Origin of the sequence: Kitasatospora phosalacinea (genome assembly GCF_000717185.1) — a bacterium.
Lineage (GTDB): Bacteria > Actinomycetota > Actinomycetes > Streptomycetales > Streptomycetaceae > Kitasatospora > Kitasatospora phosalacinea_A.
On record NZ_JNYE01000014.1, the window covers coordinates 96,465 to 119,220 of the forward strand.

Annotated in this window: 24 protein-coding genes and 1 tRNA gene; 14 read left to right on the forward strand and 11 right to left on the reverse strand. The window is 74.1% G+C overall.

The window, feature by feature from the left end; translation table 11 throughout:
• Nucleotides 1–163 precede the first annotated feature (163 nt).
• Nucleotides 164–2,245, reverse strand: coding sequence for a murein biosynthesis integral membrane protein MurJ (gene murJ / locus OO57_RS38385; RefSeq protein WP_063737518.1), 2,082 nt, complete (start codon nucleotides 2,243–2,245; stop codon nucleotides 164–166).
• A 303-nt stretch (nucleotides 2,246–2,548) separates the two neighbouring features.
• Nucleotides 2,549–3,469 (reverse strand): phosphatase PAP2 family protein, encoded by a 921-nt coding sequence (locus tag OO57_RS08330; RefSeq protein ID WP_158715059.1) that lies wholly within the window; start codon nucleotides 3,467–3,469, stop codon nucleotides 2,549–2,551.
• A 389-nt stretch (nucleotides 3,470–3,858) separates the two neighbouring features.
• Here OO57_RS08330 and OO57_RS08335 point away from each other — a divergent pair, with 389 nt between their 5' ends.
• On the forward strand, nucleotides 3,859–4,830 hold the full coding sequence (locus OO57_RS08335) for a sigma-70 family RNA polymerase sigma factor (RefSeq protein WP_033251663.1): 972 nt from the start codon (nucleotides 3,859–3,861) through the stop codon (nucleotides 4,828–4,830).
• Nucleotides 4,831–4,874: 44 nt separating this feature from the next.
• On the forward strand, nucleotides 4,875–5,117 hold the full coding sequence (locus OO57_RS08340; protein WP_033251664.1) for a hypothetical protein: 243 nt from the start codon (nucleotides 4,875–4,877) through the stop codon (nucleotides 5,115–5,117).
• Nucleotides 5,118–5,130: 13 nt separating this feature from the next.
• Here the strand turns inward: OO57_RS08340 and mscL are convergent, their stop codons facing one another.
• The 5 genes from mscL to OO57_RS08365 form a co-directional block, all read right to left on the reverse strand.
• Entirely contained in the window at nucleotides 5,131–5,547 is a 417-nt protein-coding gene (mscL, locus tag OO57_RS08345; RefSeq protein ID WP_033251665.1) for a large conductance mechanosensitive channel protein MscL, read from the reverse strand.
• 51 nt (nucleotides 5,548–5,598) lie between these two features.
• Nucleotides 5,599–5,865, reverse strand: coding sequence for a hypothetical protein (locus OO57_RS08350; RefSeq protein WP_033251666.1), 267 nt, complete (start codon nucleotides 5,863–5,865; stop codon nucleotides 5,599–5,601).
• Nucleotides 5,866–6,147: 282 nt separating this feature from the next.
• Nucleotides 6,148–6,471 (reverse strand): FmdB family zinc ribbon protein, encoded by a 324-nt coding sequence (locus OO57_RS40780; RefSeq protein WP_081973539.1) that lies wholly within the window; start codon nucleotides 6,469–6,471, stop codon nucleotides 6,148–6,150.
• A 103-nt stretch (nucleotides 6,472–6,574) separates the two neighbouring features.
• A complete protein-coding gene (locus tag OO57_RS08360) occupies nucleotides 6,575–7,873 on the reverse strand; it encodes an MFS transporter (protein WP_033251667.1) in 1,299 nt (432 codons plus the stop codon).
• A gap of 179 nt (nucleotides 7,874–8,052) precedes the next feature.
• The gene (locus OO57_RS08365; protein ID WP_033251668.1) at nucleotides 8,053–9,591 is read right to left on the reverse strand and encodes a potassium/proton antiporter; all 1,539 of its coding nucleotides are present in this window, start codon (nucleotides 9,589–9,591) and stop codon (nucleotides 8,053–8,055) included.
• A 220-nt stretch (nucleotides 9,592–9,811) separates the two neighbouring features.
• Between OO57_RS08365 and OO57_RS08370 the strand changes: the two genes are divergently transcribed.
• Nucleotides 9,812–12,553, forward strand: coding sequence for a penicillin acylase family protein (locus OO57_RS08370; RefSeq protein WP_033251669.1), 2,742 nt, complete (start codon nucleotides 9,812–9,814; stop codon nucleotides 12,551–12,553).
• 56 nt (nucleotides 12,554–12,609) lie between these two features.
• Here the strand turns inward: OO57_RS08370 and OO57_RS08375 are convergent, their stop codons facing one another.
• Entirely contained in the window at nucleotides 12,610–13,197 is a 588-nt protein-coding gene (locus OO57_RS08375) for a 5-formyltetrahydrofolate cyclo-ligase (RefSeq protein WP_033251670.1), read from the reverse strand.
• A 63-nt stretch (nucleotides 13,198–13,260) separates the two neighbouring features.
• Between OO57_RS08375 and OO57_RS08380 the strand changes: the two genes are divergently transcribed.
• From OO57_RS08380 to OO57_RS08415, 8 genes are all read left to right on the forward strand, one after another.
• Nucleotides 13,261–14,100, forward strand: coding sequence for a GGDEF domain-containing protein (locus OO57_RS08380; RefSeq protein ID WP_051776913.1), 840 nt, complete (start codon nucleotides 13,261–13,263; stop codon nucleotides 14,098–14,100).
• 58 nt (nucleotides 14,101–14,158) lie between these two features.
• Nucleotides 14,159–15,079, forward strand: coding sequence for a UTP--glucose-1-phosphate uridylyltransferase GalU (galU, locus tag OO57_RS08385; protein ID WP_033251671.1), 921 nt, complete (start codon nucleotides 14,159–14,161; stop codon nucleotides 15,077–15,079).
• Between the two features lie 26 nt (nucleotides 15,080–15,105).
• A complete protein-coding gene (gene glp / locus OO57_RS08390; protein WP_051776915.1) occupies nucleotides 15,106–16,443 on the forward strand; it encodes a gephyrin-like molybdotransferase Glp in 1,338 nt (445 codons plus the stop codon).
• A 115-nt stretch (nucleotides 16,444–16,558) separates the two neighbouring features.
• Nucleotides 16,559–16,996, forward strand: coding sequence for a cyclic pyranopterin monophosphate synthase MoaC (gene moaC / locus OO57_RS08395; RefSeq protein ID WP_051776931.1), 438 nt, complete (start codon nucleotides 16,559–16,561; stop codon nucleotides 16,994–16,996).
• A complete protein-coding gene (locus OO57_RS08400) occupies nucleotides 16,993–17,493 on the forward strand; it encodes a MogA/MoaB family molybdenum cofactor biosynthesis protein (protein WP_081973540.1) in 501 nt (166 codons plus the stop codon). Before moaC ends, OO57_RS08400 begins: the two co-directional genes overlap by 4 nt.
• A complete protein-coding gene (locus OO57_RS08405) occupies nucleotides 17,490–18,116 on the forward strand; it encodes a GNAT family N-acetyltransferase (RefSeq protein ID WP_081973541.1) in 627 nt (208 codons plus the stop codon). The genes OO57_RS08400 and OO57_RS08405 overlap by 4 nt, the downstream gene beginning before the upstream one ends.
• A gap of 150 nt (nucleotides 18,117–18,266) precedes the next feature.
• Nucleotides 18,267–19,328 carry a gephyrin-like molybdotransferase receptor GlpR gene (gene glpR / locus OO57_RS42325; RefSeq protein ID WP_033251675.1) on the forward strand — a complete coding sequence of 354 codons (1,062 nt, stop codon included), beginning with the start codon at nucleotides 18,267–18,269 and terminating at the stop codon, nucleotides 19,326–19,328.
• A gap of 179 nt (nucleotides 19,329–19,507) precedes the next feature.
• Nucleotides 19,508–19,581, forward strand: a tRNA-Ala gene (locus OO57_RS08415).
• Nucleotides 19,582–19,698: 117 nt separating this feature from the next.
• Here the strand turns inward: OO57_RS08415 and OO57_RS08420 are convergent.
• On the reverse strand, nucleotides 19,699–20,070 hold the full coding sequence (locus OO57_RS08420) for a zinc ribbon domain-containing protein YjdM (protein ID WP_033251676.1): 372 nt from the start codon (nucleotides 20,068–20,070) through the stop codon (nucleotides 19,699–19,701).
• A 240-nt stretch (nucleotides 20,071–20,310) separates the two neighbouring features.
• Between OO57_RS08420 and OO57_RS08425 the strand changes: the two genes are divergently transcribed.
• The 3 genes from OO57_RS08425 (at nucleotide 20,311) to OO57_RS45255 (ending at nucleotide 21,408) form a co-directional block, all read left to right on the forward strand.
• On the forward strand, nucleotides 20,311–20,667 hold the full coding sequence (locus tag OO57_RS08425) for an ArsR/SmtB family transcription factor (RefSeq protein WP_234337265.1): 357 nt from the start codon (nucleotides 20,311–20,313) through the stop codon (nucleotides 20,665–20,667).
• Nucleotides 20,668–20,840: 173 nt separating this feature from the next.
• Nucleotides 20,841–21,089: a hypothetical protein gene (locus tag OO57_RS42330; RefSeq protein WP_033251677.1), complete on the forward strand. Its 249-nt coding sequence runs from the start codon at nucleotides 20,841–20,843 to the stop codon at nucleotides 21,087–21,089.
• Between the two features lie 187 nt (nucleotides 21,090–21,276).
• Nucleotides 21,277–21,408 carry a DUF6126 family protein gene (locus OO57_RS45255; protein WP_234337266.1) on the forward strand — a complete coding sequence of 44 codons (132 nt, stop codon included), beginning with the start codon at nucleotides 21,277–21,279 and terminating at the stop codon, nucleotides 21,406–21,408.
• Between the two features lie 167 nt (nucleotides 21,409–21,575).
• Here the strand turns inward: OO57_RS45255 and OO57_RS08435 are convergent, their stop codons facing one another.
• Together OO57_RS08435 and OO57_RS08440 are read right to left on the reverse strand one after the other, a co-directional pair.
• The gene (locus tag OO57_RS08435; protein WP_051776917.1) at nucleotides 21,576–22,154 is read right to left on the reverse strand and encodes a hypothetical protein; all 579 of its coding nucleotides are present in this window, start codon (nucleotides 22,152–22,154) and stop codon (nucleotides 21,576–21,578) included.
• 63 nt (nucleotides 22,155–22,217) lie between these two features.
• Nucleotides 22,218–22,754 carry a hypothetical protein gene (locus tag OO57_RS08440; RefSeq protein WP_033251678.1) on the reverse strand — a complete coding sequence of 179 codons (537 nt, stop codon included), beginning with the start codon at nucleotides 22,752–22,754 and terminating at the stop codon, nucleotides 22,218–22,220.
• Between the last annotated feature and the right edge of the window lie 2 nt (nucleotides 22,755–22,756).

Below are 22,756 nucleotides of genomic sequence, written 5' to 3' on the forward strand. Positions count from 1 at the left end.
GCCCGATCGTCCACCGCCACGCCCGCCCGCCGCAGGCGCCCCTGCCGGGGCCGGGCGCGGTTCTGCGTGTCACGGGGCTGCCCGCCGCAGGCGTCTCCACCGCAGTCCGTCCGGCACGGCTGCCCGCCGCGGGCGTATCCGTCCGGGCCCGCCGCAGGTGGTGTCAGCGGCGGTGCTTGCCGCTGGTGGGTGCGGGGGTCGGGTACGGGATGCGGAGCTTGCGGGCGAAGGGGGCCACGGAGGCGCCCACGCCGAGCGGGCGGGCGAGGAGGAACAGGGAGAGCAGGACGGCGAGCGCGCCCGCCGCCAGGCCCGCCAGGCTGCCGATGAGGCCCGCGCCGAAGCGTCCGGCCAGCCAGTGGGCGGCCAGGGCGCCCGGGACGCAGGCGAGGACCAGGCCGAGGTGCAGGGTGACCAGGCGGCCGCCCTCCAGGCCGCTGCCGCGTCGTCCGCCGCGGCGCACGCCCAGGTCGACGGTGGCGTTGGCGCCGGGCGCGAAGGCGTCGGTGCGCAGCACCATCGTGGCGTCCGGGTTCCCGGCCCCGTCGCCCCGCTGGGGCGCCGGCACCGTGGCGGGGGGTGCGCCCTTCGCGAGGCGGCGGCCCAGGGCCACGCCGGTCACGACCGCGGACAGGGTGGCCGCGACGGTGTGCGCCACCGCCATGCCGATCACCTTGTAGCGCAGCGGCAGCGTCTCGTACGCGACCCAGCACAGGACCGCGTTGGTGCCGGTGGAGACCAGGGTCAGCCAGAACGGCGTCCGGGCGTCGCCCATCGCGTAGAAGCCGCGGGCCAGGCCGTACTGGGCGCAGAACGCGGGCAGGCCGACCGCGAAGGCCATCAGCAGCAGGCCGACCACCATCGCGTCGTCGTGCACGCTCGACCCGCTGCCGTAGCCGTACGCGGCCATGGCGATCTGCGAGCCCAGGGCGAAGAACAGGACCGCCGCGGTGACCACCATCGCCGCCGAGGAGCGCAGCACGCCCGACAGGTCCTCGCCGATCTTCCGGTAGTCGCCCGCCGTCGCGGCCCGCGACATGCTCGGCAGCAGCGCCGTCACCAGCGACACCGTGATCACGCCCTGCGGGACGACGAACAGCGCGTAGGCGTTGTTGTAGGCGGAGAAGCCGCGGCCGCCCGCGATGTGCGCGTCGAACGCCTGCTTGCCCGCGCTGGTGCTGAGGCTGGTGATGACGGCGAAGGACAGCTGGGTGGCCAGCACCAGGGCCAGCGCCCAGCCCGCCGCGCGCAGCGGCCGGGTCAGGCCGGCGCCGCGCCAGTCGAAGCGCGGGCGGTAGGTGAAGCGGGCGGAGCGCAGCGAGGGGAGCAGGGCGGCGGCCTGCACCACGATGCCCAGGGTCGAGCCGATGCCGAGCAGCAGCGCGTCGCCGCTGCTCACCTCGTTCGCCTCGTACGCGTGCTTGCCCATCGCCAGGTAGCCGCCGAAGACGGCGATCGCGACCACGTTGTTCAGCACCGGCGTCCACATCATGGCGCCGAACCGGTCGCGGGCGTTCAGCACCTGTCCGAGCAGGGTGAACACGCCGTAGAAGAAGATCTGCGGCAGGCAGTAGCGGGCGAAGGTGATCGCCAGTTCGCGCTGCACGCCGTCGAACTCGGAGTAGAAGTCGACGATCCGCGGGGCGAACAGCCAGGCGCCGAGCGTCAGCACCACCAGGATCGTCACGCACAGGGTCAGCAGCCGGTCGGTGTAGGCCTGGCCGCCGTCCTTGTGGGTCTGCATCGCGTGCACCAGCTCCGGCACGAACACCGAGGCCAGCACGCCGCCGATCAGCATCATGTAGACGATGTTCGGCAGCGAGTTCGCCACGTTGAACGCCTCGCCGGCCGGGCCGGTGGCCAGTGCCGCCACGATCACCGCGCTGCGCACGAAGCCCAGCGCGCGGGACGCCAGCGAGCCCAGCGCCATGATCAGGCCGTTGCGGCCGGTGGAGGCGGCGGGCTTGGCCGGGGCGGGCTGCGGGGCCTCGGCGGCCCGCTCCTCGCTGCCCCGCGGCGGCGGCACCGGGCGCTCCGGGGCCTGCGGCGGGTACTCGGGGGCGTACGGCGACCAGCCGGGCTGCTCGAAGGCCTGCGCCGGGATCCGGCCCAACTGCACGGTCGGCTGGTCCTGCCCGGGCCACCCGTCCTGCTGCTGGTGCTGGTAGGGGTCGCCCTGCGGCGGGTACGCGCCGCCCTGCCGGGAGTACGGGTCGCCGGAGTTGTCCGCGGTGTGCATGGTCATCGGACCCCCCGTCGATCGGTGCCCGTCCGGCGTTGCGTGGGTGAGTGCGGGAAGTCGGTCCGTTCCGGACTCCGCCTGCCGGTTGCAGGGTGCACCAGCCGCAGAAGTCTGCCCCACTTCGGCACCCGATGGGGAGTCGGGCGCCGACCGGCGGGGTGTTCGACCGGGTCGCACCGGTGTCCGGGGGCCTTGCCGCACGCGCCGGGGAGCGCCGTTTGCGCCCGGAAACACGCGGAATGCTGGCCACGGCGTTCCCCCGCCCGGAGGATGCGGGCCACGCAGTGTGACGTTGCTCACGGTCCGTCAGGAACGGCCCGGATCGCGCTCCGCAGCCGACTCCGCCCGCCCCACCGGCTCGACCGGCGACAGCGGCCCCACCGACCAGGCCGACCCGCTCGGCCCGCTCGGCCCGCCCAACCCGCTCGGCCCAGCCGGTCCCCCCGGCCTGTCCGGCCCAGCCGCCCCGCCCAGCCCCGCCGGTCCCGCCGCCCCGCCCAGCCCCGCCGGTCCCGCCGCCCCCACCGGCGGCAGTGGCGGCGCCAGCACCCGCTGCACCCGCGGCCGGGCGCGCCGCCGCAGCCGTCGCACGTCCCGGCCGATCCGGCCGGGCCGCCACAGTTCCAGCGCGAGCGCGGGCGCGGCCAGCACCACGAGGGCCGCCGCCCAGCCCGCCGGCACGTCGCTGGGCCAGTTCGCGCCGAGCGCGATCCTGGTCCAGCCGACGCCGAGCGCGACCAGCGCGGCGGCGCCGCCCGCCGCGGCCCGCACCGGCCGTTCCGCCCGCGGCCACAGCAGCACCAGCAGCGCCCCGCAGGTGACCGCGGAGGCCAGCGCGTGCCCGGACGGGAAGGACGGGCCGGGGGCGACCGCCACCGGGTCGGCGAAGTGCGGCCGGGGCCGGTCGGTCAGCGCCCGCCCGGCGCGGTCCGCGGCCCAGCCCAGCAGGGCGGCGGCCGCGGCCCAGGCCGCCAGGGTCCGGGTGCGGGTGGCCCACAGCCAGGCCGCGACGGCCCCGAGCAGCGTCCGCATCACCCAGGGCGCGCCCAGGTCGGCGAACGTCTGCATGGCGGCCGTCCAGACCGGGTGCCGCAGCGCGTACCGGTGCAGCAGCGACGCCCAGCCCCGGTCGAGCCGGGCCAGCGGCGGCCAGCCGGTCCGCACCAGGAGCAGCAGCACCGCGAACACCAGCGCACCCGTCAGGGCCGCCCCGGCACAACGGAGCACCGTCGTGCGTTGTAGCGGGGGACGGGCCCTTCCGGGCCCGGCGTCGTTGGACTGGTGCATGACAGACACCTTCCCAGCGGCAGGAGGCGATCCGGCGCTGGGGCGATAGCGATTGCGCATCGGTTGTGCGGACGTGCCGCGAAGGCTCCGCACCGATTCGGTGCCGGTCCGCGGGGGCGCGCCGTGCGGCGGGCGTCACGCTGCGTGTACCGACCGGATGAAAATCGGCAGGATACTGCATCCCCGATCGAAAACTGAGCCACTTGGGAATGTTGTCCGATTTCTGTGCGTTGGATCGTTACGTGTGAGCCACGAACGGCCCACACGCTCGTGCCGAGCGGCGGAACGGAGCGCCCCCCGGCAGCGTCAGCTTCAGTGAGGGAGCAAGCATGGCCACCCGTGCCGTCGTACGCGACAGGGCCGATCGGACTCGCACCGCCCGCCCGACCAATTTCGAAGCCGACCGCGACCTGGTCGGCATGTACCTCGACGAGATCGCCAGGACGCCCCTGCTCGACGCCGCCGAGGAGGTCGAGCTGTCCCTGCGCATCGAGGCCGGGGTCTTCGCCCAGCACCTGCTGGACGAGGAGGAGCAGCTCGACGGCGTCACCACCGAGGAGCTGCAGGCGATAGCGGACGACGCCGAGCGCGCCAAGGACGTCTTCATCCGGTCCAACCTGCGCCTGGTCGTCGCCGTCGCCCGCCGCTACCCGCGCAGCGGCCTCCCGCTGCTCGACCTGATCCAGGAGGGCAACGCGGGCCTGGTCCGGGCCGTGGAGAAGTTCGACTACTCCAAGGGCTTCAAGTTCTCCACCTACGCGACGTGGTGGATCCGCCAGGCGATCACCCGCTCCATCGCCGACCAGTCCCGCACCATCCGGCTGCCCGTCCACCTGGTCGAGGAGCTCGGCCGGATCCGCCGGGTGCAGCGCGAGAAGGCCAAGGAGCTGGGCCGCGAGCCGGAGCCCGCGGAGATCGCCGCCGAGCTGGACACCACGGAGCAGCGGGTCAAGGACGTCCTGGACTGGGCGAGGGACCCGGTCAGCCTCAACATGTCGGTCGACGACGAGGGCGAGACCCAGTTCGGAGACCTGGTGGAGGACACCGGCGCGGTCTCCCCGGAGGACGCGGTCATGGTGATGATGCGCCGCGAGGAGCTGGACGACCTGATCGGCCGCCTGGACGACCGCACCGCCTCCATCATCCGCAGCCGCTACGGCATGGAGGACGGCCGCGAGCGGACGCTGACCGAGGTCGGCAAGCAGCACGGCCTGACGCGCGAGCGGATCCGCCAGATCGAGAAGCACGCCCTCGCCGAGCTGAAGAAGATCGCGGACCACGCGGGCTTCGAGGCGGCGTAGTGCACGGGCCGTCGGGGCCCGCGGCCGGTCCTAGAGTTGAGGGCATGACCTCCCCGAACGCACAGCAGCCCGAGCCCCGGCCCGAGCCGGAGCCCGCCCCGCGGCCGGAGCCCGGGCCCGCCCCGCGGCCGGAGCCCGAGCCCGCCCCGCGGCCCCGGCTGGTCTTCAAGGACCCGTTCGAGCAGCAGACCTCGGACGACACCGACCGCGGCTGGGGCGACGCCTCGGGGGAGCGGGGGCTCGACTGGTACCGCAGCCAGCGGCCCCCGCACCACGGGGAGAAGTAGCGGAGCGGTCGGGTCAGCCGCGGCGCACCAGCGCGTCGCGGATCTCGGTGAGCAGTTCGACCTCCTTGGCCTCGGCCTCCAGCGCCTCCTCCTCCGCCGACTTCCGCTTCCGCATGAAGTGGTTCATCGGCAGGATCAGCAGGAAGTAGACGACGGCGGCGGTGATCAGGAAGCTGAGCGCGGCGCTGAGCACCGAGCCCCACAGGATGAAGATGCCCGAGGTGACGTTGCCCGCGGCGTCCACCTCGCAGGGGCCCTTGAGGCAGGAGCTGTAGGCGGCCAGGTCCTTGGTGCCGAACAGGCCGACCAGCGGGTTGATCACGCCCTTGACGAACGCGTTGACGACGCTGGTGAAGGCCGCGCCGATGACGACGGCGACGGCCAGGTCCACCACGTTGCCGCGGAGCAGGAATTCCTTGAAGCCTTTCATGCCGCGTCGAACGGCGGACGCCCGCCGAGGTCACGGGTGAACCCGCGGGCGTCAGGTTGACGCCCGGGGGCAGCCGGGCACCCCGGAGGAGGCCCCGGCGGCCGGTGGCGCAGCCTCCCGCAGCGGGCCGGACAGCAGCACCGCCGCCAGCACCAGGCACCCCGCGGCGCACCGGCCCGGCCGCCGCCGCAGCGCCCAGCGCAAGCGGTGGCGGCCCCGCGCGGTGCCGCGGATCGGCGGGAAATCGGGCACCTCGCGCCGCGGCGGGACGAGCGCGGCGGGCAGCGGGGGGAGCGGGGGCAGCACGGAGGAGGTCACGGCGGCGGGCCTTCCGACGAGGTCCAGCGGCCCCGGTCGGAGCCGCGACGGCCATCCTGCGCCCGCCCGCCGGGCCCCGTCCGCGGGTTTCCCCGGCCTGTGGACAACCCGGCCCTGTGGAAAAACCCCTTCACCCCCGGGGGTGAACCGCTGCGCCGTCCGGCCCCGGCCCCATGACCCCGCCCCGCCCACCGTCCGGAGGAACCCGCGTGACCCGCCCCGGAACAGCACGGAGCCCCCGCCCGGCGACGGCCGGACGGGGGCTCCGCGGGAGGAGCGGGGTCAGCTCGCGGTGGACGCCGAGCCGGAGGAGCTGCTGCTGGAGCTGCCGGCCGAGGACGACGCGGACGACGGGGCCGAGGACGCCGCCGGGGCCGGGGACGCCGGGGACGCCGAGGAGGACGAGCCGCTCACCGAGCTGCTGGAGCTGGAGCGGCTGTCGGTGCGGTAGAAGCCGGAGCCCTTGAAGACCACGCCCACGGCCGAGAAGACCTTGCGCAGCTTCCCCTGGCAGTCGGGGCACGTGGTCAGCGCGTCGTCGCTGAACTTCTGCACCGCCTCGAGGCCGTTGCCGCACTCGGTGCACTGGTACTGGTACGTGGGCACTTTCCGCTTCCTCCTGTCACTCCCCCTGGCACTCTCACGCCATGAGTGCTAACGACGGTCCATGATGCGGCATTCCGCTGATGGAGTCCAGCCGCTCAGCCGCTCAGCCGCGCCGGGCGGCCGGTGCCGCCTCCTCGCGGACCGCGCCGCCCCGTGCCACGGTACGGTGCGCGGGCGCCGGGGCGAGCAGCAGGCGGCGCATCGTGACGAGCGCCACCAGGCCGAGGCCGGAACCGGCCAGGGCGACGGTGAAGCCGAGCGAGGCGCCGGAGCGGTCGATCAGCTGCCCGGCGGCGGTGGAGCCGAGCGCCAGGCCCAGGCCGATCGAGCCGGTCAGCCAGGTGAACGCCTCGGTCTTGGCGCCGGCCGCGACCAGGGTCTCGACCAGGGTGAACCCGGTGATCAGGGTGGGTGCGATGGCCAGGCCGCAGAACAGCCCGGCCACGGTCAGCGCGGCCAGGTTGGGCATCGCCCACAGGGTGGAGCAGCCGAGCACCAGCAGCGCGTAGCAGACGACCATCCGCCGCCGGGCGCTGCTGCGCCACGGGACGAGGCCGTAGAGCACGCCCGCCACCATCGAGCCGGTCGCGAACAGGCCGTAGACCAGGCCGCTGAGCCCGCCGGACCCGGCGTCCTCGGCGAAGGCGGTGATGGAGACCTGCAGGGTGCCGAAGACGGTGCCGAGGCCGAGGAAGGCGACGGCCAGCAGGCGCACGCCGGGGGAGGCCAGCGCGGAGGCGCGGCGGACGCCGGGTGCGGCGGGGCCGGTGGGGGCGGGCGCGGTGTCCCGGCGGGCGGCGAAGGCGAGGCCGCCGAGCAGGGTGAGGGCGGCCTCGGCGGCCAGCCCGGCGGACGGGTTGACCAGGGTGGCGGTGCCGGTGGCCAGCATCGGGCCGATGACGAAGGTGAACTCGTCGGTGACGGACTCGAAGGCGAAGGCGGTGTTCAGCAGCGCGGGCCGCTCCTCCAGCCGGTGCACCCAGCGGGCCCGGACCATCGCGCCGACCTGCGGCACGGCCGCACCGGCGGGCGCGGCGGCCAGGAACAGCGTCCAGTCGGGGGCGCCGGAGTGGGCCAGCGCGATCAGCGCGGCGACGGCGCAGGCGTGCACGACCACGGTGGGCACCAGCACGGCGGCCTGTCCGTGGCGGTCGGCCAGCCGCCCGGTCTGCGGGCCGACCAGGGCCTGGGAGACGGCGGCGGCCGCGGCGACCGCACCGGCCAGGCCGTAGGAGCCGGTGGTGTCGTGGACCAGCAGCACGACGCCCAGGCTGAGCATCGCGTACGGGAGCCGGGCGACCAGGGCGGGGAGCAGGAAGGTCCAGGCGCGCGGGGTGCGCAGCAGCGCACCGTAGCCGGTGCCGTGCGGGGTGGTGTCGTCGACCGGTCGGCGGGCCGCCACGGTCGGTCCTCTCTGCTGCCTGGTAGCGCGCCGGGGCGTGGCCGGGCGGGCGCCGAGTGTCGTCCTCTCGCGCGCCGACCGGGGCCGGCGCGCCGACTCTGCATCAGGCAGATGTGGAAAATCAGGGTGGATCAGAATGTACAAGCGTATATCAGGGGTTCTGCCTTCGGTTCGGCGGTTCAGCCGGTCTTCTTCCTGGCGTTGGAAGGCGTCTTCCGGTCGGCGGGCGGCGGTTCCGCGTTGTGCAGCCACCCGGCGAGCTTGCCGCCGCGGTCGACGGCGCGCAGGCGGCGCTCGGCGTCCCCGGAGACCTCGTCGGTGGTGACCACCAGCAGTTCGTCGCCCTCGCGCAGCACGGTCATCCGGTCCGGGACGAAGCTGGCGCCCTCGCGGACCACCAGGGTGACGGCGGCGCCCTTGGGCAGGCGCAGCTCGGAGACCTCGACGCCGGACATCCGGGAGCCGGGGGAGAGCTGGACGGACAGCAGGTGGCCGTGCAGCTTCTCCAGCGGGGCGGACTCGATGCCCAGGTCCTGGCCGATGTCGCCCTCGCCGATCCGCAGCCACTTGGCGACCAGCGGCAGGGTCGGGCCCTGGAGCAGGGTGAAGACCACGACCAGGATGAAGACCACGTTGAACAGGTGCTGCGCGTCGGTCGCGCCGGACACCAGCGGGATGGTGGCGAGCACGATCGGCACCGCGCCGCGCAGCCCGGCCCAGGACAGCAGCGCCTGCTCCTGCCAGGGCACCCGGAACGGCGTCATGGTCAGCAGCACCGACAGCGGCCGGGCGACGAACACCAGCACCGCCCCGGCCACCAGGCCCGGGACTATCGCCGACCCCATGCTGGCGGGCGTGACCAGCAGGCCGAGCAGCACGAACATGCCGATCTGCCCGATCCAGGCCAGCCCGTCCGCGAAGCCGCGCACCGCGGGGCCGTGCGGCAGCTTGGAGTTCCCGAGGATGACCGAGGCGATGTACGCGGCCAGGAAGCCGGAGGCGTGCAGCAGCGCGCCGCCCGCGTAGGCGAGCACGATCAGCGCCAGCACCGCGATCGGGTACAGGCCGGAGGAGGGCAGCGCGACCCGCCGCACCGCGTACGCGCCGAGCCGGCCGACCGCGTAGCCGACGGCCGCGCCGATCGCCAGCTCGACGACGATGGTGCCGACCAGCACGTACCAGGGGTCGAGCTCGCCGGTGGTGGCGAAGGCGACCACCAGGATCACCACGGGCGCGTCGTTGAAGCCGGACTCGGCCTCCAGCAGGCCGGTCAGCCGCTTGGGCAGCGGCACCATCCGCAGCACCGAGAAGACCGCCGCGGCGTCGGTGGAGGAGACGATCGCGCCCAGCAGCAGCGCGGTGCGCCACTCCAGGCCGACCAGCCAGTGCGCACCGGCGGCGGTGACGAACACCGAGACCGCGACGCCGAAGGTGGCGAGCACGGCGGCGGCGGGGACGACCGGTCTGATGGCCAGCCAGCTGGTCTTGAGCCCGCCCTCGGCGAGGATGACCACCAGGGCCGCGTAGCCCAGGACCTGGGTGAGTTCGGCGTTGTTGAAGCTTATGCCGATGCCGTTCTGGCCGAGGGCGACGCCGATGCCGAGGTAGATCAGCAGCGAGGGCAGCCCCGAGCGGGTGGAGATCCGCACCGCCACGACGGCGAACAGCAGGATCACGGCGGACTCGAGCAGCAGGGTGTTCAGGTGGTCAACGGTCACGCAGGGGCACCTCGGGCAGGGAGGGGAGCTACTGACGGATCGTTACCCATCCTAACATTTTACTTGATCTTTACGCTAGTCCCTCCCTCTCGCTCCCGACCGGTAGGGTCCCTGCGGTGCCGTCGAACCGCCGCCGGTGTCCCCCGTGCACGGCTGCCGGTGCCCTCGCCCTAATGTGGTGACCTGTCACGGCCGCACGCTCCCTCATACAAGGACTCGGATGCCCCGCTCGAAGAAGTTCCGGCGCGCACGTCTGATCATGATCCTGCTCGCCGTGCTGCTGATCGCGGGCCTGGTCGGCGGCGGCTGGTGGGCAGTGGACACCGTCCGCTCCTCCTTCCCGCAGGTCAGCGGCACCGTCAAGGTGTCCGGCATGTCCGCCCCGGTGGACGTGGTCCGCGACGACAAGGGCATCCCGCAGCTGTACGCCGACACCGACGCCGACCTGTTCCGCGCCCAGGGCTACGTGCAGGCCCAGGACCGGTTCTGGGAGATGGACGTCCGCCGGCACATCACCTCCGGCCGACTCTCCGAGATGTTCGGCTCCTCCTCGGTCGAGAACGACACCTTCCTGCGCACCATGGGCTGGCGCCAGGTCGCCCAGAAGGAGTGGGACACCGTCCTGTCCGAGGACACCAAGCGCAACCTGACCGCCTACACCGAGGGCGTCAACGCCTGGCTCGCCGAGCACCCCGGCGGCGCCGGCGCCTCGCTGGAGTACGCGCTGCTCGGCACGGTCAACTCCGACTACCGGCCCGAGAAGTGGGACCCGGTCGACTCGGTGGCCTGGCTCAAGGCGATGGCCTGGAGCCTGTCCGGCAACATGCAGGACGAGATCGACCGCTCCCTGCTCACCCAGGACTTCACCGCCGAGCAGATCGAGCAGCTCTACCCCGCGTACCCGTACGACCGCAACGGCACCATCGTGAAGACCGGCAAGCTCTCCGCCGACGGCACCTACACCCCCGGCGCGGGCGCCGTCGTGCCGCCCGTGCCCGGCGGCTCCGCCCCGGCGAGCAGCGCCCAGGCCCGGGCCGCGACCCAGGGCCTGGTCGGCGACCTGTCCGAGCGGGTGTCCGCGCTGCCGGAGCTGCTCGGCCCGCAGGGCCAGGGCATCGGCTCCAACTCCTGGGTGGTGGCCGGCGCCAACACCACCACCGGCGAGCCGCTGCTCGCCAACGACCCGCACCTCGGCCCCGGCATGCCCTCCATCTGGTACCAGATGGGCCTGCACTGCCGCGCCGTCTCGCCGACCTGCAACTACGACACCGCGGGCTACACCTTCGCGGGCATGCCCGGCGTCGTCATCGGCCACAACGCGAACATCGCCTGGGGCTTCACCAACCTCGGCGCCGACGTCACCGACCTGTACCTGGAGAAGGTCACCGGCCCCGACACCTACCTCCTCGACGGCAGGGACGTGAAGTTCACCGTCCGCAAGGAGACCATCAAGGTCGCGGGCGGCGAGGACCGCACCATCACCGTCCGCACCACCCAGGACGGCATGCCGCTGGTCTCCGACCAGTCCTCCGAGGACCAGAAGGTCGGCCAGTACGCCCCCGCCGGGAACGCCGCCCCCGACCGCGCCGCCGGCTACGGCGTCGCCCTGCGCTGGACCGCGCTCGTCCCCGGCAAGACCATGGACGCCGTCTTCGCGCTCGACAAGGCCACCGACTTCGCCGCCTTCCGGGCCGCCGCGCAGGACTTCGCCGTCCCCGCGCAGAACCTCATCTACGCCGACACCAAGGGCAACATCGGCTACCAGGCCCCCGGCCTGATCCCCGTCCGCGGCAAGGGCGACGGCCGCTACCCCGCCCCCGGCTGGGACTCCGCCTACGCCTGGAAGAGCAGCTACCTGCCCTTCAAGTCGCTGCCCTACGCGTACAACCCCCCGGAGGGCTACATCGTCACGGCCAACCAGGCCGTCGTCGACCAGAACTACAAGCCGCTGCTCACCACCGACTGGGAGTACGGCACCCGCGCCAAGGAGATCGCCGACCAGATCCAGGAGAAGCTGAAGAACGGCGGCAAGATCTCGCTGGACGACATGCAGTCCATCCAGCTCGACAACACCAGCGTGATGGCCGAGGAGCTCGTCCCGCTGCTGCTCAAGGTCCAGATCAGCGACCCGTACGTGCGCGAGGCCCAGGACCTGCTGCGCGACTGGAACTACCACCAGGACGCCGACTCCGCCGCCGCCGCCTACTACAACGGCGTCTGGCGGGCCCTGCTCACCCTCTCCTTCGGCCAGAAGTTCCCCGCCGACCTCCGGGTCGAGGGCGACTGCCTGCTGGTGCGCCAGAAGCGCGACAACACCCTGCCCGACGACGCGCTCGGCGGCGCCGCGCAGGCCGTCACCGAGTGCGGCACCCGCAAGGCCTCGCAGGCCCAGCCGGACGGCGGCGACCGCTGGACGGAGGTCGTCCGCCAGCAGCTCGCCGACCCGAAGTCGCCCTGGTGGGACTACATCGACTCCGACCACGAGCAGCAGCACGGCCTCGACAACCTGCTCGCCGAAGCGCTCAAGGACGCCCGCCAGGACCTCACCTCGCGCCTCAGCAAGGACATCTCCACCTGGAGCTGGGGCCGTCTGCACCAGCTCACCCTGGAGGAGCCCACCCTCGGCCAGGACGACTCCTCGATCGCCTCCGGCCTAGTCCACAAGCTGCTCAACCGCGGCCCCTACGAGCTCTCCGGCGGCAGCGCCGCCGTCGACGCCACCGGCTGGAACGCCGCCGCGGGCTACGACGTCGACTGGATCCCCTCCATGCGGATGGTCGTCGACCTCAGCGACTTCGACTCCTCCCGCTGGATCAACGTCGGCGGCGCCTCCGGCCACGCCTTCCACCCCAACTACAACGACCAGACCGAACTCTGGGCCTCCGGCCAGCTCCTGCCCTGGGCCTACACCAAGGACGCGGTCACCAAGGCGGGGAAGAACACCCTGACCCTGACCAACTGAGCACCTGCCCCCGGAGCCGGACGGGCCCGGACGGACCCGTCCGGCTCCGTCCGGCTTCAGAAGCGCGTCACCCCCTCCGGGGTGACCGCCGCGTGGACGGGGAGGTCGTGGGGCTCGGCCGGGACGGTCCCGCACAGCTCGTGCGCGTACAGCAGGGTCGCCAGCAGCGGCCGCGCGCCCCCGCGGACGAGGCGGGCCAGCACGCGGTCGTAGGAGCCGCCGCCGCGGCCGAGGCGGACGCCGCGGGGGTCGACGGCGAGGCCGGGCAGCAGGACGACGTCCGCGGTCAGGACGGCGTCCGGGCCCAGCCGCGGGCCGGTGGGCTCCAGCAGGCCGCGGGCGGCGGGGGAGAGGCGGTCGTCGCCCTCGTACCGGGCCCAGTCCAGGTCGTTGTCGGGCAGCAGGACGGGCAGCAGCACCCGCACCCCCCGCGCGGCGAGCGCCCCGAGCAGCGGGCGGGTGCCCGGCTCCGCGCCGACCGAGACGTACGCGGCGACGGTGCCGCCCGGCGGCACCAGCGCGGCGGCGTGCCCGGCCAGCGCCTCGGCCGCGGCGGAGCGCTCCGCCGCGGCGAGCGCCCGCCGTTCGGCGAGCAGCCGTGACCTCAGCGCCGCCTTGTCGTTGGACAACCGATCCGCAGTCACCGTTCGATTCCCTTCAGCTCCGTCACGTGCACTGACACGAGCCTGACACGCCGAGGCCGCCGCATGTCCACCCCGCTCCTGCTCCAGGCCCTGGCCGCGCTCGGCGCGGCCGCTCCGGCCGCCGCCGGCGTCCTCGCGCTGCGCCGCCGCCGGTCCCGGGCCGAGCAGGGCTCCCGGGAGGCGGAACTCCTGGCGAAGATCGCGGAACTCTCGGAGGAACGGGACGAGCTGGTGCGCACCGCGTCCTGCGACCCGCTGACCGGGGTGTGGAACTACCGGCACCTGCAGCTCACCCTGGACCGCGAGATCGAACGGGCCCGCCGGGCCGAGGCCACCGCGATCGACCCGCGCCCGCTGTCGGTGCTGCTGCTGGAGGTGGCCGGTTTCGACGCCGTGGTCGCCGAGCACGGCCGGGCCCGCGCCAACGCGATGCTGCGGGACCTCGCCCAGCGGCTGGCGATGGAGATCCGCGGCTGCGACACCCTGGGCCGCTACGGCGGGGAGGAGTTCCTGGCCCTGCTGCCGGACACCGGCCCGGAGGGCGCCGCGCAGGTCGCCGAGCGGCTGTGCTGGTCGGTCCGCCGCCACCGGCTGACGGACCGTCACCCCGGCGAGAGCGCCGACCCGGACGAGCGCAGCGGCCTGACCGCGTCCGTCGGCCTGGCCGTGCTGCCCCGGGACGGCGCCCACGCGGCCCTGCTGCTGCGGGCCGCCGACCGCGCCCTGGCGGCGGCCCGGGCGGCGGGCGGCGACTGCTGGCGCTCCACCGAGCAGCTCCCGGCCGAACTTCCCGGTCCGAACGCTTCGCCGACGCCCGGTAAGGTGTCTTCCGGCCCCGGCGGGGCACCCCTCACCCCGCATGCGACCACCGTCGGCCCGGGCCCGACCGGTGACAGGCCTTAACCATCGATTCACTCCACTCCCAGCCGGGTGGAATGCACGCCTTAGTAAGGTCGGACGCATGACGAACAAGCACGCCCGCCAGCCGGTCACCAAAGCAGTCGTCCCGGCCGCCGGGCTGGGTACGAGGTTCCTCCCCGCCACCAAGGCCACGCCGAAGGAGATGCTGCCGGTCGTCGACAAGCCGGCCATCCAGTACGTCGTGGAGGAGGCCGCCGCGGCCGGCCTGTCCGACATACTGATGGTCACCGGCCGCAACAAGCGTGCTCTGGAGGACCACTTCGACCGCGCCTACGAGCTGGAGGAGCTGCTCAGCCGCAAGGGCGACAAGGAGCGCCTGCGCCGGGTGCAGGAGTCCGTGCAGCTCGCGAGCATGCACTACGTCCGCCAGGGCGACCCCAAGGGCCTCGGCCACGCCGTCTCGGTCGCCGAACAGCACGTCGCGGGCCAGCCGTTCGCCGTCCTGCTGGGCGACGACCTGATCGACCCGCGCGACCCGCTGCTGGCCCGGATGATCGAGGTGCAGCAGGAGCTCGGCGGCTCCGTCGTCGCGCTGATGGAGGTCGACCCCGCGCAGATCCACCTGTACGGCTGCGCCGCCGTCAAGAGCACCGAGCTCGGCGAGGACGTCTTCCAGGTCACCGACCTGGTGGAGAAGCCCGACACCGCGGACGCCCCGTCCAACTACGCCGTCATCGGCCGCTACGTCCTCGACCCGACGGTCTTCGACGTGCTGCGCGAGACCCCGCCCGGCCGCGGCGGCGAGATCCAGCTGACCGACGCGCTGCGCGAGCTGGCCACCCGCGACGAGTCCGCCGGCGGCCCGGTGCACGGCGTGCTGTTCAAGGGCCGCCGCTACGACACCGGCGACCGCGCCGACTACCTGCGCGCGATCGTCCGGCTGGCCGCCGAGCGCGACGACCTCGGCCCCGAATTCCGCACCTGGCTGCGGCAGTTCGTCAGCACCGAGATGCAGGGCTGATCCACCACGAAGGCGAGCGTGAGGCGATGACCGGGAAGCACGACCCCTGCTGCGAGGGAGCCGGCTCCCCGGCCTCGCCGCGCCTGTGGACCGTCGACGAGCACCTCGCCGACGTCCTCGCCGCGGTGGCCCCGCTGCCGCCCATCGAACTGCAGCTGCTGGACGCCCAGGGCTGCCGGCTCGCCGAGGACGTGCGGGCCGCCGACGACCTGCCGCCCTTCGACAACAGCTCGATGGACGGCTACGCGCTGCGCACCGCCGACACCGTGCGGGCCACCGAGCAGTACCCGTCGGTGCTCGCCGTGGTCGGCGACATCGCGGCCGGCGCCGCCGACCTGCCCAAGGTCGGCCCCGGCCAGGCCGCCCGGATCATGACCGGCGCCCCCGTCCCGCCCGGCGCCGAGGCCGTCGCCCCGGTCGAGTGGACCGACGGCGGCACCGGCACCGGCCTGGCCGCCGACGCGATGGGCGCGCCCGTCGCCGACGAGGAGGTCCGGGTGCTGCGCCCGGTCGCCGAGGGCGCGCACATCCGCCGCCGGGGCAGCGACGTCACCGCGGGCGACACCGTGCTGGAGGCGGGCACCGTGCTCGGCCCCACCCAGCTCGGCCTGCTGGCCGCGATCGGCCGCGGCACCGTCAAGGTCGCCCCCCGCCCCCGGGTGGTCGTGCTCTCCACCGGCAGCGAACTCGTCCAGCCCGGCGAGGCCGCCGGACCGGGCCGGATCCACGACTCCAACTCCTTCACCCTGACCGCCGCCGCGACCGCCGCCGGTGCCGTCGCCTTCCGGGTCGGCGGCGTCCCCGACGAGGCCGACACGCTGCGCGCCGTGCTGGAGGACCAACTCGGCCGGGCCGACCTGATCGTCACCAGCGGCGGCGTCTCGGTCGGCGCGTACGACGTGGTCAAGGAGGTGTTCGCCGACTACGGCGGCGTGGCCCGCGGCGGAGCCGCTGGTTTTAGCTTCCGCAGGCTGCGGATGCAGCCGGGCAAGCCGCAGGGCTTCGGCCGGATCGGCGGCGGCCCCGGCGTGCCGCTGCTCGCCCTGCCCGGCAACCCGGTCAGCGCGTACATCTCCTTCGAGCTGTTCGTCCGCCCGGTCATCCGCACCATGCTCGGCGCCCCCGACGTGCACCGCCCCGTGGTGCGCGCCGCGACCACCGCGGCGCTGCGCTCCCCGGCCGGGCGGCGGCAGTTCCTGCGCGGCCGGTACGACCCGGCGGCGGGCACCGTCTCCCCGGTCGGCGGCGAGGGGTCGCACCTGGTCGGGGCGCTGGCCAGGGCCGACTGCCTGATCACCGTCCCCGAGGACACCACCGCGCTGCCCGCCGGGAGCGCCGTGGACGTGGTCCTTCTCACGGACTGACCGGGGCGGGGTTGTACGGTAGCGCGAGATTCGCACCGTGCCACTGGAGCCACTCGTGACCGACACACCCCCCGGCGACCGCCTCACCCACGTCGACCACACCGGCGCCGCCCGGATGGTCGACGTCTCCGAGAAGGCCGCCACCACCCGCGTCGCGGTGGCGGCCGGCCGCGTCCGGGTCGCCCCCCGGGTGGTGGAACTGCTGCGCGGCGAGGGCGTCCCCAAGGGCGACGCCCTCGCGGTGGCCCGGATCGCCGGGATCATGGGCGCCAAGCGGACGCCCGAGCTGATCCCGCTCTGCCACCCCATCGCGCTCACCGGCACCACCGTCGACCTCGCCGTCACCGACACCGCCGTCGAGATCACCGCCACCGTCCGCACCGCCGACCGCACCGGCGTCGAGATGGAGGCGCTCACCGCCGTCGCCACCGCCGCGCTCACCGTCATCGACATGGTCAAGGCCGTCGACAAGGCCGCCGCCATCGAGGACGTCCGGGTGCTCAGCAAGACCGGCGGCAAGAGCGGCGACTGGCACCGGGGGGAGGAACAGTGAGGGCGCTCGCCGTCACCGTCTCCAACCGGGCCTCGGCCGGCGTGTACGAGGACCGGGGCGGCCCGCTGCTGGTCGCCGGACTGCGCGAGATGGGCTTCACCGCCGACGGCCCGCAGGTCGTCCCGGACGGGGAGCCGGTCGAGGCGGCGCTGCGCGCGGCCGTCGCCGCCGGGTACGACGTGGTGCTGACCACCGGCGGCACCGGGATCTCCCCGCAGGACCTCACGCCCGAGATGACCGCCCGGGTGATCGACCGGCAGGTCCCCGGCATCCCCGAGGCGATCCGCGCGCACGGCCGGGCGAAGGTGCCCACCTCCGCGCTCTCCCGCGGCCTGGCGGGCCTCGCCGGACGCACCCTGATCGTCAACCTGCCCGGCTCCACCGGCGGCGTCCGCGACGGCCTCGCCGTGCTCGCCCCGCTGCTGCCGCACGCCGTCGACCAACTGGCCGGCGGCGACCACCCGCGACCCACCGATCCTTCCGGGAGCGCCCACTGAACGCCGGTTGGCCCGTCGAACTGGCCGAGGGGGACATCCTGCTGCGGCCCATCCGCCGCCGCGACCAGGCCGAGTGGCAGGAGGTCAGCCGCCGCAACCGGGACTGGCTGCGCCGCTGGGAGGCCACCGTCCCGCCCGCCCCGCCCGGCCGCGCCCCGCTGCCGCGCCCCACCTACCGGCAGATGGTCCGCTACCTGCGCGCCGAGGCCGCGGCGGGCCGGATGCTGCCCTTCGTGCTGCTCCACCAGGGCCGCCTGGTCGGCCAGTTGACGATCGGCGGGATCACCTGGGGCTCGATGTGCTCCGCCAACGTCGGCTACTGGGTGGACGAGGCCGTCGCCGGACGCGGCATCATGCCCACCGCCGTCGCGCTCGCCGTCGACCACTGCTTCCGCGACCTGGGCCTGCACCGGGTCGAGGTGTGCATCCGCCCGGAGAACCGGCCCAGCCGCCGGGTGGTGGAGAAGCTCGGCTTCCGCGAGGAGGGCGTGCGCCCGCGCTACCTGCACATCGACGGCGACTGGCGCGACCACCTGGTGTACGCGCTCACCGCCGAGGAGGCCGCCGACGGGCTGCTGCGGCGCTGGCACGACCTCAGGAACCGGCCGCCGCACGGTAATTGAATACATGTTCGAAATAGATATCGATATGGCATCGAAGCTCGGGCGAGCCGTCACAAATACCGGCAAAATAGTCTGAGAATCAGCTTGATCACACGACACGCCGCGCCAAATTGCTGCAGTGCCTTCGCCCGCGCCCGTACCGTGTGAAACGTGAGCAGTAGCGGCCTTATCTACGCGGTCATCGTAGGGGCCTGGGCTGCCTATCTGGTGCCGATGTGGCTCCGCAGGCAGGACGAGCTCAACGAGTCGCGTCCGACGGAACGCTTCAGTACCGCGATCCGCCTGCTGGCCGGTCGATCGGCCATGGAGCGGCGCGCGGCCCGAGCCCTCGGCGACCAGACCGCCGACCAGCAGCACCCCGCCGGGGACGACCCGGACGGGGCCCTCGCCGATCCCGCGAGCGGCCCGGCGGCCGACCCGGCGGAGGTCGCCACCCGGCCCACGGCCCGGCCCTCCGCCCCGTCCGCCGCTCCGTCCGCCTGGGACGACGCCGAGCCGGCCGCCGAACCGGCCGCGGCGGCTCCGGCGGCTCCGACGGAGAAGCCCGACCGCGAGCGCGAGCGCGAGCGCGAGCTCGGTGACCGGCGCTCCGCCGAGCGGCGGGCCCGGCTGCTCGCCCGGCGGCGGCGGATGGTCACCATGCTGTTCCTCGCCTTCGCGCTGGGCGCCGTGGTCGCCGCCGTGGCCGGCTTCGCCTTCCTCTGGGTGCCCGCCGTCCCCGGCGTGCTGCTCACCCTCTACATCGGCCACCTGCGCCGACTGGAGCGGCAGCGCTACGAGGTCAAGTTCGACCGCACCAAGGCCGCGCAGGCCGCCGAGCGGCTGCGCGATCGCGAACGCGAGCGCTCCGCCCGCCCCGCGCCCGAGCCGTCCGCGGTCCGCCCCGCGCCCGCCGCCGAACCGGCCGCCCCCGCGGACCCGGCCACCACCAGGGCGACCGTCCTGGCCGAGGCCACCGAGCACGAGGAGTGGGCCGACGGCGTCCGCGCCCGCGCCGCCGCCGGGCCGGACTCCTGGGAGCCCGTCCCCGTCCCGCTCCCCACCTACGTCACCGCCCCCGTGGCCCCCCGCACCACCCGGGGCCTCGACCTCTCGGCCCCCGACACCTGGGACTCCGGCCGCCCGGCGACCCCGCTCTTCGACCAGTACGGCGAGCCCGCCCCGCCGCCCGCCGCCGACTGGACCACCCGCCCCCGCGCCGCCAACGAGTGACGCCGCGCCTCCTCGCCGCACCCCCGCGGTACCCCCGCAGCACCCCCGTTCCACCGCCCGCCCCGGTCGCAACGCCCCGCCCGCGCCGGGGCGTTCGCACGCCCGGGCGGTCCGGCCGCCCGGGCGGAACGACCATGGTCACGAGTACCTCCGCAGAGGTGATAGAGTTCTTTCTTGTTGGGGCTGTGGCGCAGTCCGGTAGCGCACCTCGTTCGCATCGAGGGGGTCAGGGGTTCGAATCCCCTCAGCTCCACCCGACAGAAATCCCGCCCGGGAAACCGGGCGGGATTTCTCGTTCTCCGGGTGCTTTCGGGCCGACCGCCCCGGCGGCCCCCGCGCCGTGCGGTGCGGGGGCCGTTCCGAGAGCGGGTCAGGCCTTCCTGACCACGCTCGACTTCAATTGCATGGCACCGAAACCCTCCACCCGGCAGTCGATGTCGTGGCCGTCGACGCCGTCGACCAGGCGGATGTTGCGCACCTTGGTGCCCGCCTTGATGCCGGAGGGGCTGCCCTTCACCTTGAGCGCCTTGACGACCGTCACCGTGTCGCCGTCGCTCAGCACGTTGCCGACCGCGTCCCGGACCACCCGCCCGGCGGGGCCCGCGGTGCCGTCGGCGCCGGGGGCGCCCGTGGTTTCGGCGGGGGACCACTCGTGGCCGCACTCGGGGCAGACCATCAGCGCGTCCATCGCGTAGGTGTACTCGCTGGAGCACTTCGGACAAGAGGGGAGGTTCTCGCTCATTTCGCCCACCCTAGCCGAGGGCGGTGAACTGCCGTGCGGCGCAGGGCGGGTGGCGAGCGGGGCGGGAGCGCCGCCCTCTGGTTGCCAATGTTAGCAACTGCGAAGGTCAACATGTCCGGCCCGGGCGGGCGGACCGCGTGCGCTCTCGGTGCCGCGGCGCGGTTGCTAAGGTCGTGCCTGACGGCAGCGTCCAGGGTCCGACGGAGAAGGGGTGAGCCTGTGGGTGCCGACGCCCCCCGCGTGTCCCCCGTGGTCAGCACGCCGCTGTACCAAGTGAAGGCCGAGTTCTTCAAGACCCTCGGCCACCCGGTCCGCATCCGGGTACTGGAGCTGCTCAGCGAGCGCGAGCACGCGGTGGCCGAACTGCTGCCCGAGACCGGGGTGGAGGCGGCCCACCTGTCCCAGCAGCTCGCCGTCCTGCGCCGGGCCAACCTGGTGGTCGCCCGCCGGGAGGGCAGCACCGTCCACTACAGCCTCACCAGCCCGCAGGTCGCGGAGCTCCTCGCGGTGGCCCGCGAGATCCTGGGCGGGGTGATCACCGGACAGGTCGAGCTCCTGGACGGCCTGCGCGCGTCCGGCGGGCCGTCCCGGTCCTGAACCGAGCGGCTCGCCCTGCTCCGACGGTCGTGGGTGGACCTCCGGGTGCATGACATGCGAAAACAGCTACTTGCGAAATTCGTAAAGTCCATACATGATGCCTGCTGTGGGACCGGACACCGGTGTGCCCGACCGGGCCGGGCCGGGCCGGGGACGGCCGAAGGAGGGCCACGGTGACCGGGGTCTTCGACCAGGAACTGCGTGACCAACTCGCCCTGGCCGGGCAGGCCCGGCACGCTGCGCGCACCGCCGGGGACGAGGACGGCGAGCGGGCCTACGCCGGACGGATCGCCCAACTGCGGCGGATCGCCGCCCAGCACGGGATCGAACTCCCGCCGGAGGCCGCGCAGGACGCCAGGTCGGAACCCGCGCCGGACGCCGCGCCGGACGCCGCGCCGGACGCCGCGCCGGAACGGGCGTGAGTGCCGCGGGCATGGGCCGCTCCCCGCGCACCTACCTCCGCGCTCGAACTCGGCCTCGGGGAAGGCCACTTGGACGTCACCGCCCGGGACCGGCACCCCGCCCCGGACGCCCTCCCCGGGCCGGACGCGCCCGGCTGCCCCTCGACCCGTCCGCCGCCACCCCGCCAGCACCAGCATGGGAGCAGCCATGAGCGACGCCGTCCGCGACGAGAAGAGCAGGCGCCGGGCGATGATCGTCCGCGCCCTGATCTACATCGCCGGGACCCACCTCTTCGCGGGGTTCGTGATCCTGCTGTTCGCCGTCGGCGGCCGCCGCTGACCTGACCGCCCGCCACCACTGCCTGCGGTCAAGGGGAAACGGCTGGACCAGGCACCGGGAGGCGTCCGACCTGGCGCCGCGGGTCCACGACTGGTTCGCCGGGGCGGAGTTCGAGCAGCTGCGGCCCTCCCCGCCCGACGTCGGCTACGGCGTCGGGGCGCACCGCCTCACCGGCACGCCCGACGAACTGCCCCCCGGGCAGCGGGTGTTCGACCTCGTCGGCTACCCGAGCCTGCGTCCCGGCCGCTGAACCCCCGCGGCAGCCGCGGCCCGACGGGTCGGCGGACGGGCTGGAGGTCGGTGTTCCGGCTGTTCATCCGGACCTTCAGCGCGGTGTAGCCGGGCTTGCCGTTCGCGGCGTGCTCGCTCCAGTACTGGCAGGTGAGGCCGGTGTCGGTCTCGAAGTCGTACGCCGCGGCCACCGGCATCTCCTGGCAGGCCAGCTTGCCGGCGCCCTCGTAGCCGGACTCCGGGCCGTACTGCTCGTACAGCTGGGCCTGGACCGTCTTGGCGACCAGCAGGCCCTTCTTCGGGGTCTTGGTGTAGGAGATGACCATGCTGCCCTCGGTGTACGAGTCGCCGATCTTCACCTCGTACGGCACCTCGGCCCCCTCGAAGGCGGCCACGCACAGGCTGACCGCGCCCGCCCTCTGCGTGATGCCGTCCGGGCACTTCGCGGTGGTCCCGCCGGGCATGTGGGCCCGCGACAGCAGGTCCTCGCGCAGCGCGAACTCGACCTTCTCCACTTACCGTTACTTTGAAGTCGCGTTCACGACCCCGGAGCCCCGCCCCCGCCCGGGGCTGAGTGCTCAGGGGTGCAGGACGGTCAGGTGGACGGTGGTGGTGTCGCCGGTCGGGGTGGTGACGGCGGTGCCGGTCGGGGTGGGGCCGAAGGTGAGGACGTGGTGGGGGGACTCTGGGGGGAAGGACCAGTCGACGTGGTCGCGGCGGCGGAGTTCCGCGGTGTCGCGCAGGGCGGTGTCCGGGTCGGTGGGGGTCTCGGTGGCGTGCAGGGCGGCGAGGTGGGCGGTGGCGGTGGCGGGCGGGACGGTGAAGCGGAGGAAGAGGACGTCCGGGCCGGACGCCGAGTTGTCGTCGCTGTAGTACCGGACCCCGGTCGCGTCCGCGGGCAGTGTCACGTCGTAGTAGCGCAGCAGGGTGGCCAGGTTGCGCGGGCCGCCGAGGTTGGCGCAGTCGTACTGCCGGTACGCGCGGGCGTCGTGCGGATGCATCGGCCAGCAGTTGCCCCACGCCTCGCGGGCGCCGACCAGGCCGCCGCCGAGGGCGAGCAGCACGACCAGCGCCCAGGTCAGCGGCCTGCGGTGCCAGGCCCGTGCAGCGGACATCC

What these genes read in the sequence shown, in the direction of transcription:
- murJ (WP_063737518.1), bottom strand. Translation starts at nt 2,245, where the DNA reads ATGACCATGCACACCGCGGACAACTCCGGCGACCCGTACTCCCGGCAG.
- OO57_RS08335 (WP_033251663.1), top strand. Translation starts at nt 3,859, where the DNA reads ATGGCCACCCGTGCCGTCGTACGCGACAGGGCCGATCGGACTCGCACC.
- OO57_RS08340 (WP_033251664.1), top strand. Translation starts at nt 4,875, where the DNA reads ATGACCTCCCCGAACGCACAGCAGCCCGAGCCCCGGCCCGAGCCGGAG.
- mscL (WP_033251665.1), bottom strand. Translation starts at nt 5,547, where the DNA reads ATGAAAGGCTTCAAGGAATTCCTGCTCCGCGGCAACGTGGTGGACCTG.
- OO57_RS08370 (WP_033251669.1), top strand. Translation starts at nt 9,812, where the DNA reads ATGCCCCGCTCGAAGAAGTTCCGGCGCGCACGTCTGATCATGATCCTG.
- OO57_RS08380 (WP_051776913.1), top strand. Translation starts at nt 13,261, where the DNA reads ATGTCCACCCCGCTCCTGCTCCAGGCCCTGGCCGCGCTCGGCGCGGCC.
- galU (WP_033251671.1), top strand. Translation starts at nt 14,159, where the DNA reads ATGACGAACAAGCACGCCCGCCAGCCGGTCACCAAAGCAGTCGTCCCG.
- glp (WP_051776915.1), top strand. Translation starts at nt 15,106, where the DNA reads ATGACCGGGAAGCACGACCCCTGCTGCGAGGGAGCCGGCTCCCCGGCC.
- moaC (WP_051776931.1), top strand. Translation starts at nt 16,559, where the DNA reads ATGGTCGACGTCTCCGAGAAGGCCGCCACCACCCGCGTCGCGGTGGCG.
- OO57_RS08420 (WP_033251676.1), bottom strand. Translation starts at nt 20,070, where the DNA reads ATGAGCGAGAACCTCCCCTCTTGTCCGAAGTGCTCCAGCGAGTACACC.
- OO57_RS45255 (WP_234337266.1), top strand. Translation starts at nt 21,277, where the DNA reads ATGAGCGACGCCGTCCGCGACGAGAAGAGCAGGCGCCGGGCGATGATC.
- OO57_RS08440 (WP_033251678.1), bottom strand. Translation starts at nt 22,754, where the DNA reads ATGTCCGCTGCACGGGCCTGGCACCGCAGGCCGCTGACCTGGGCGCTG.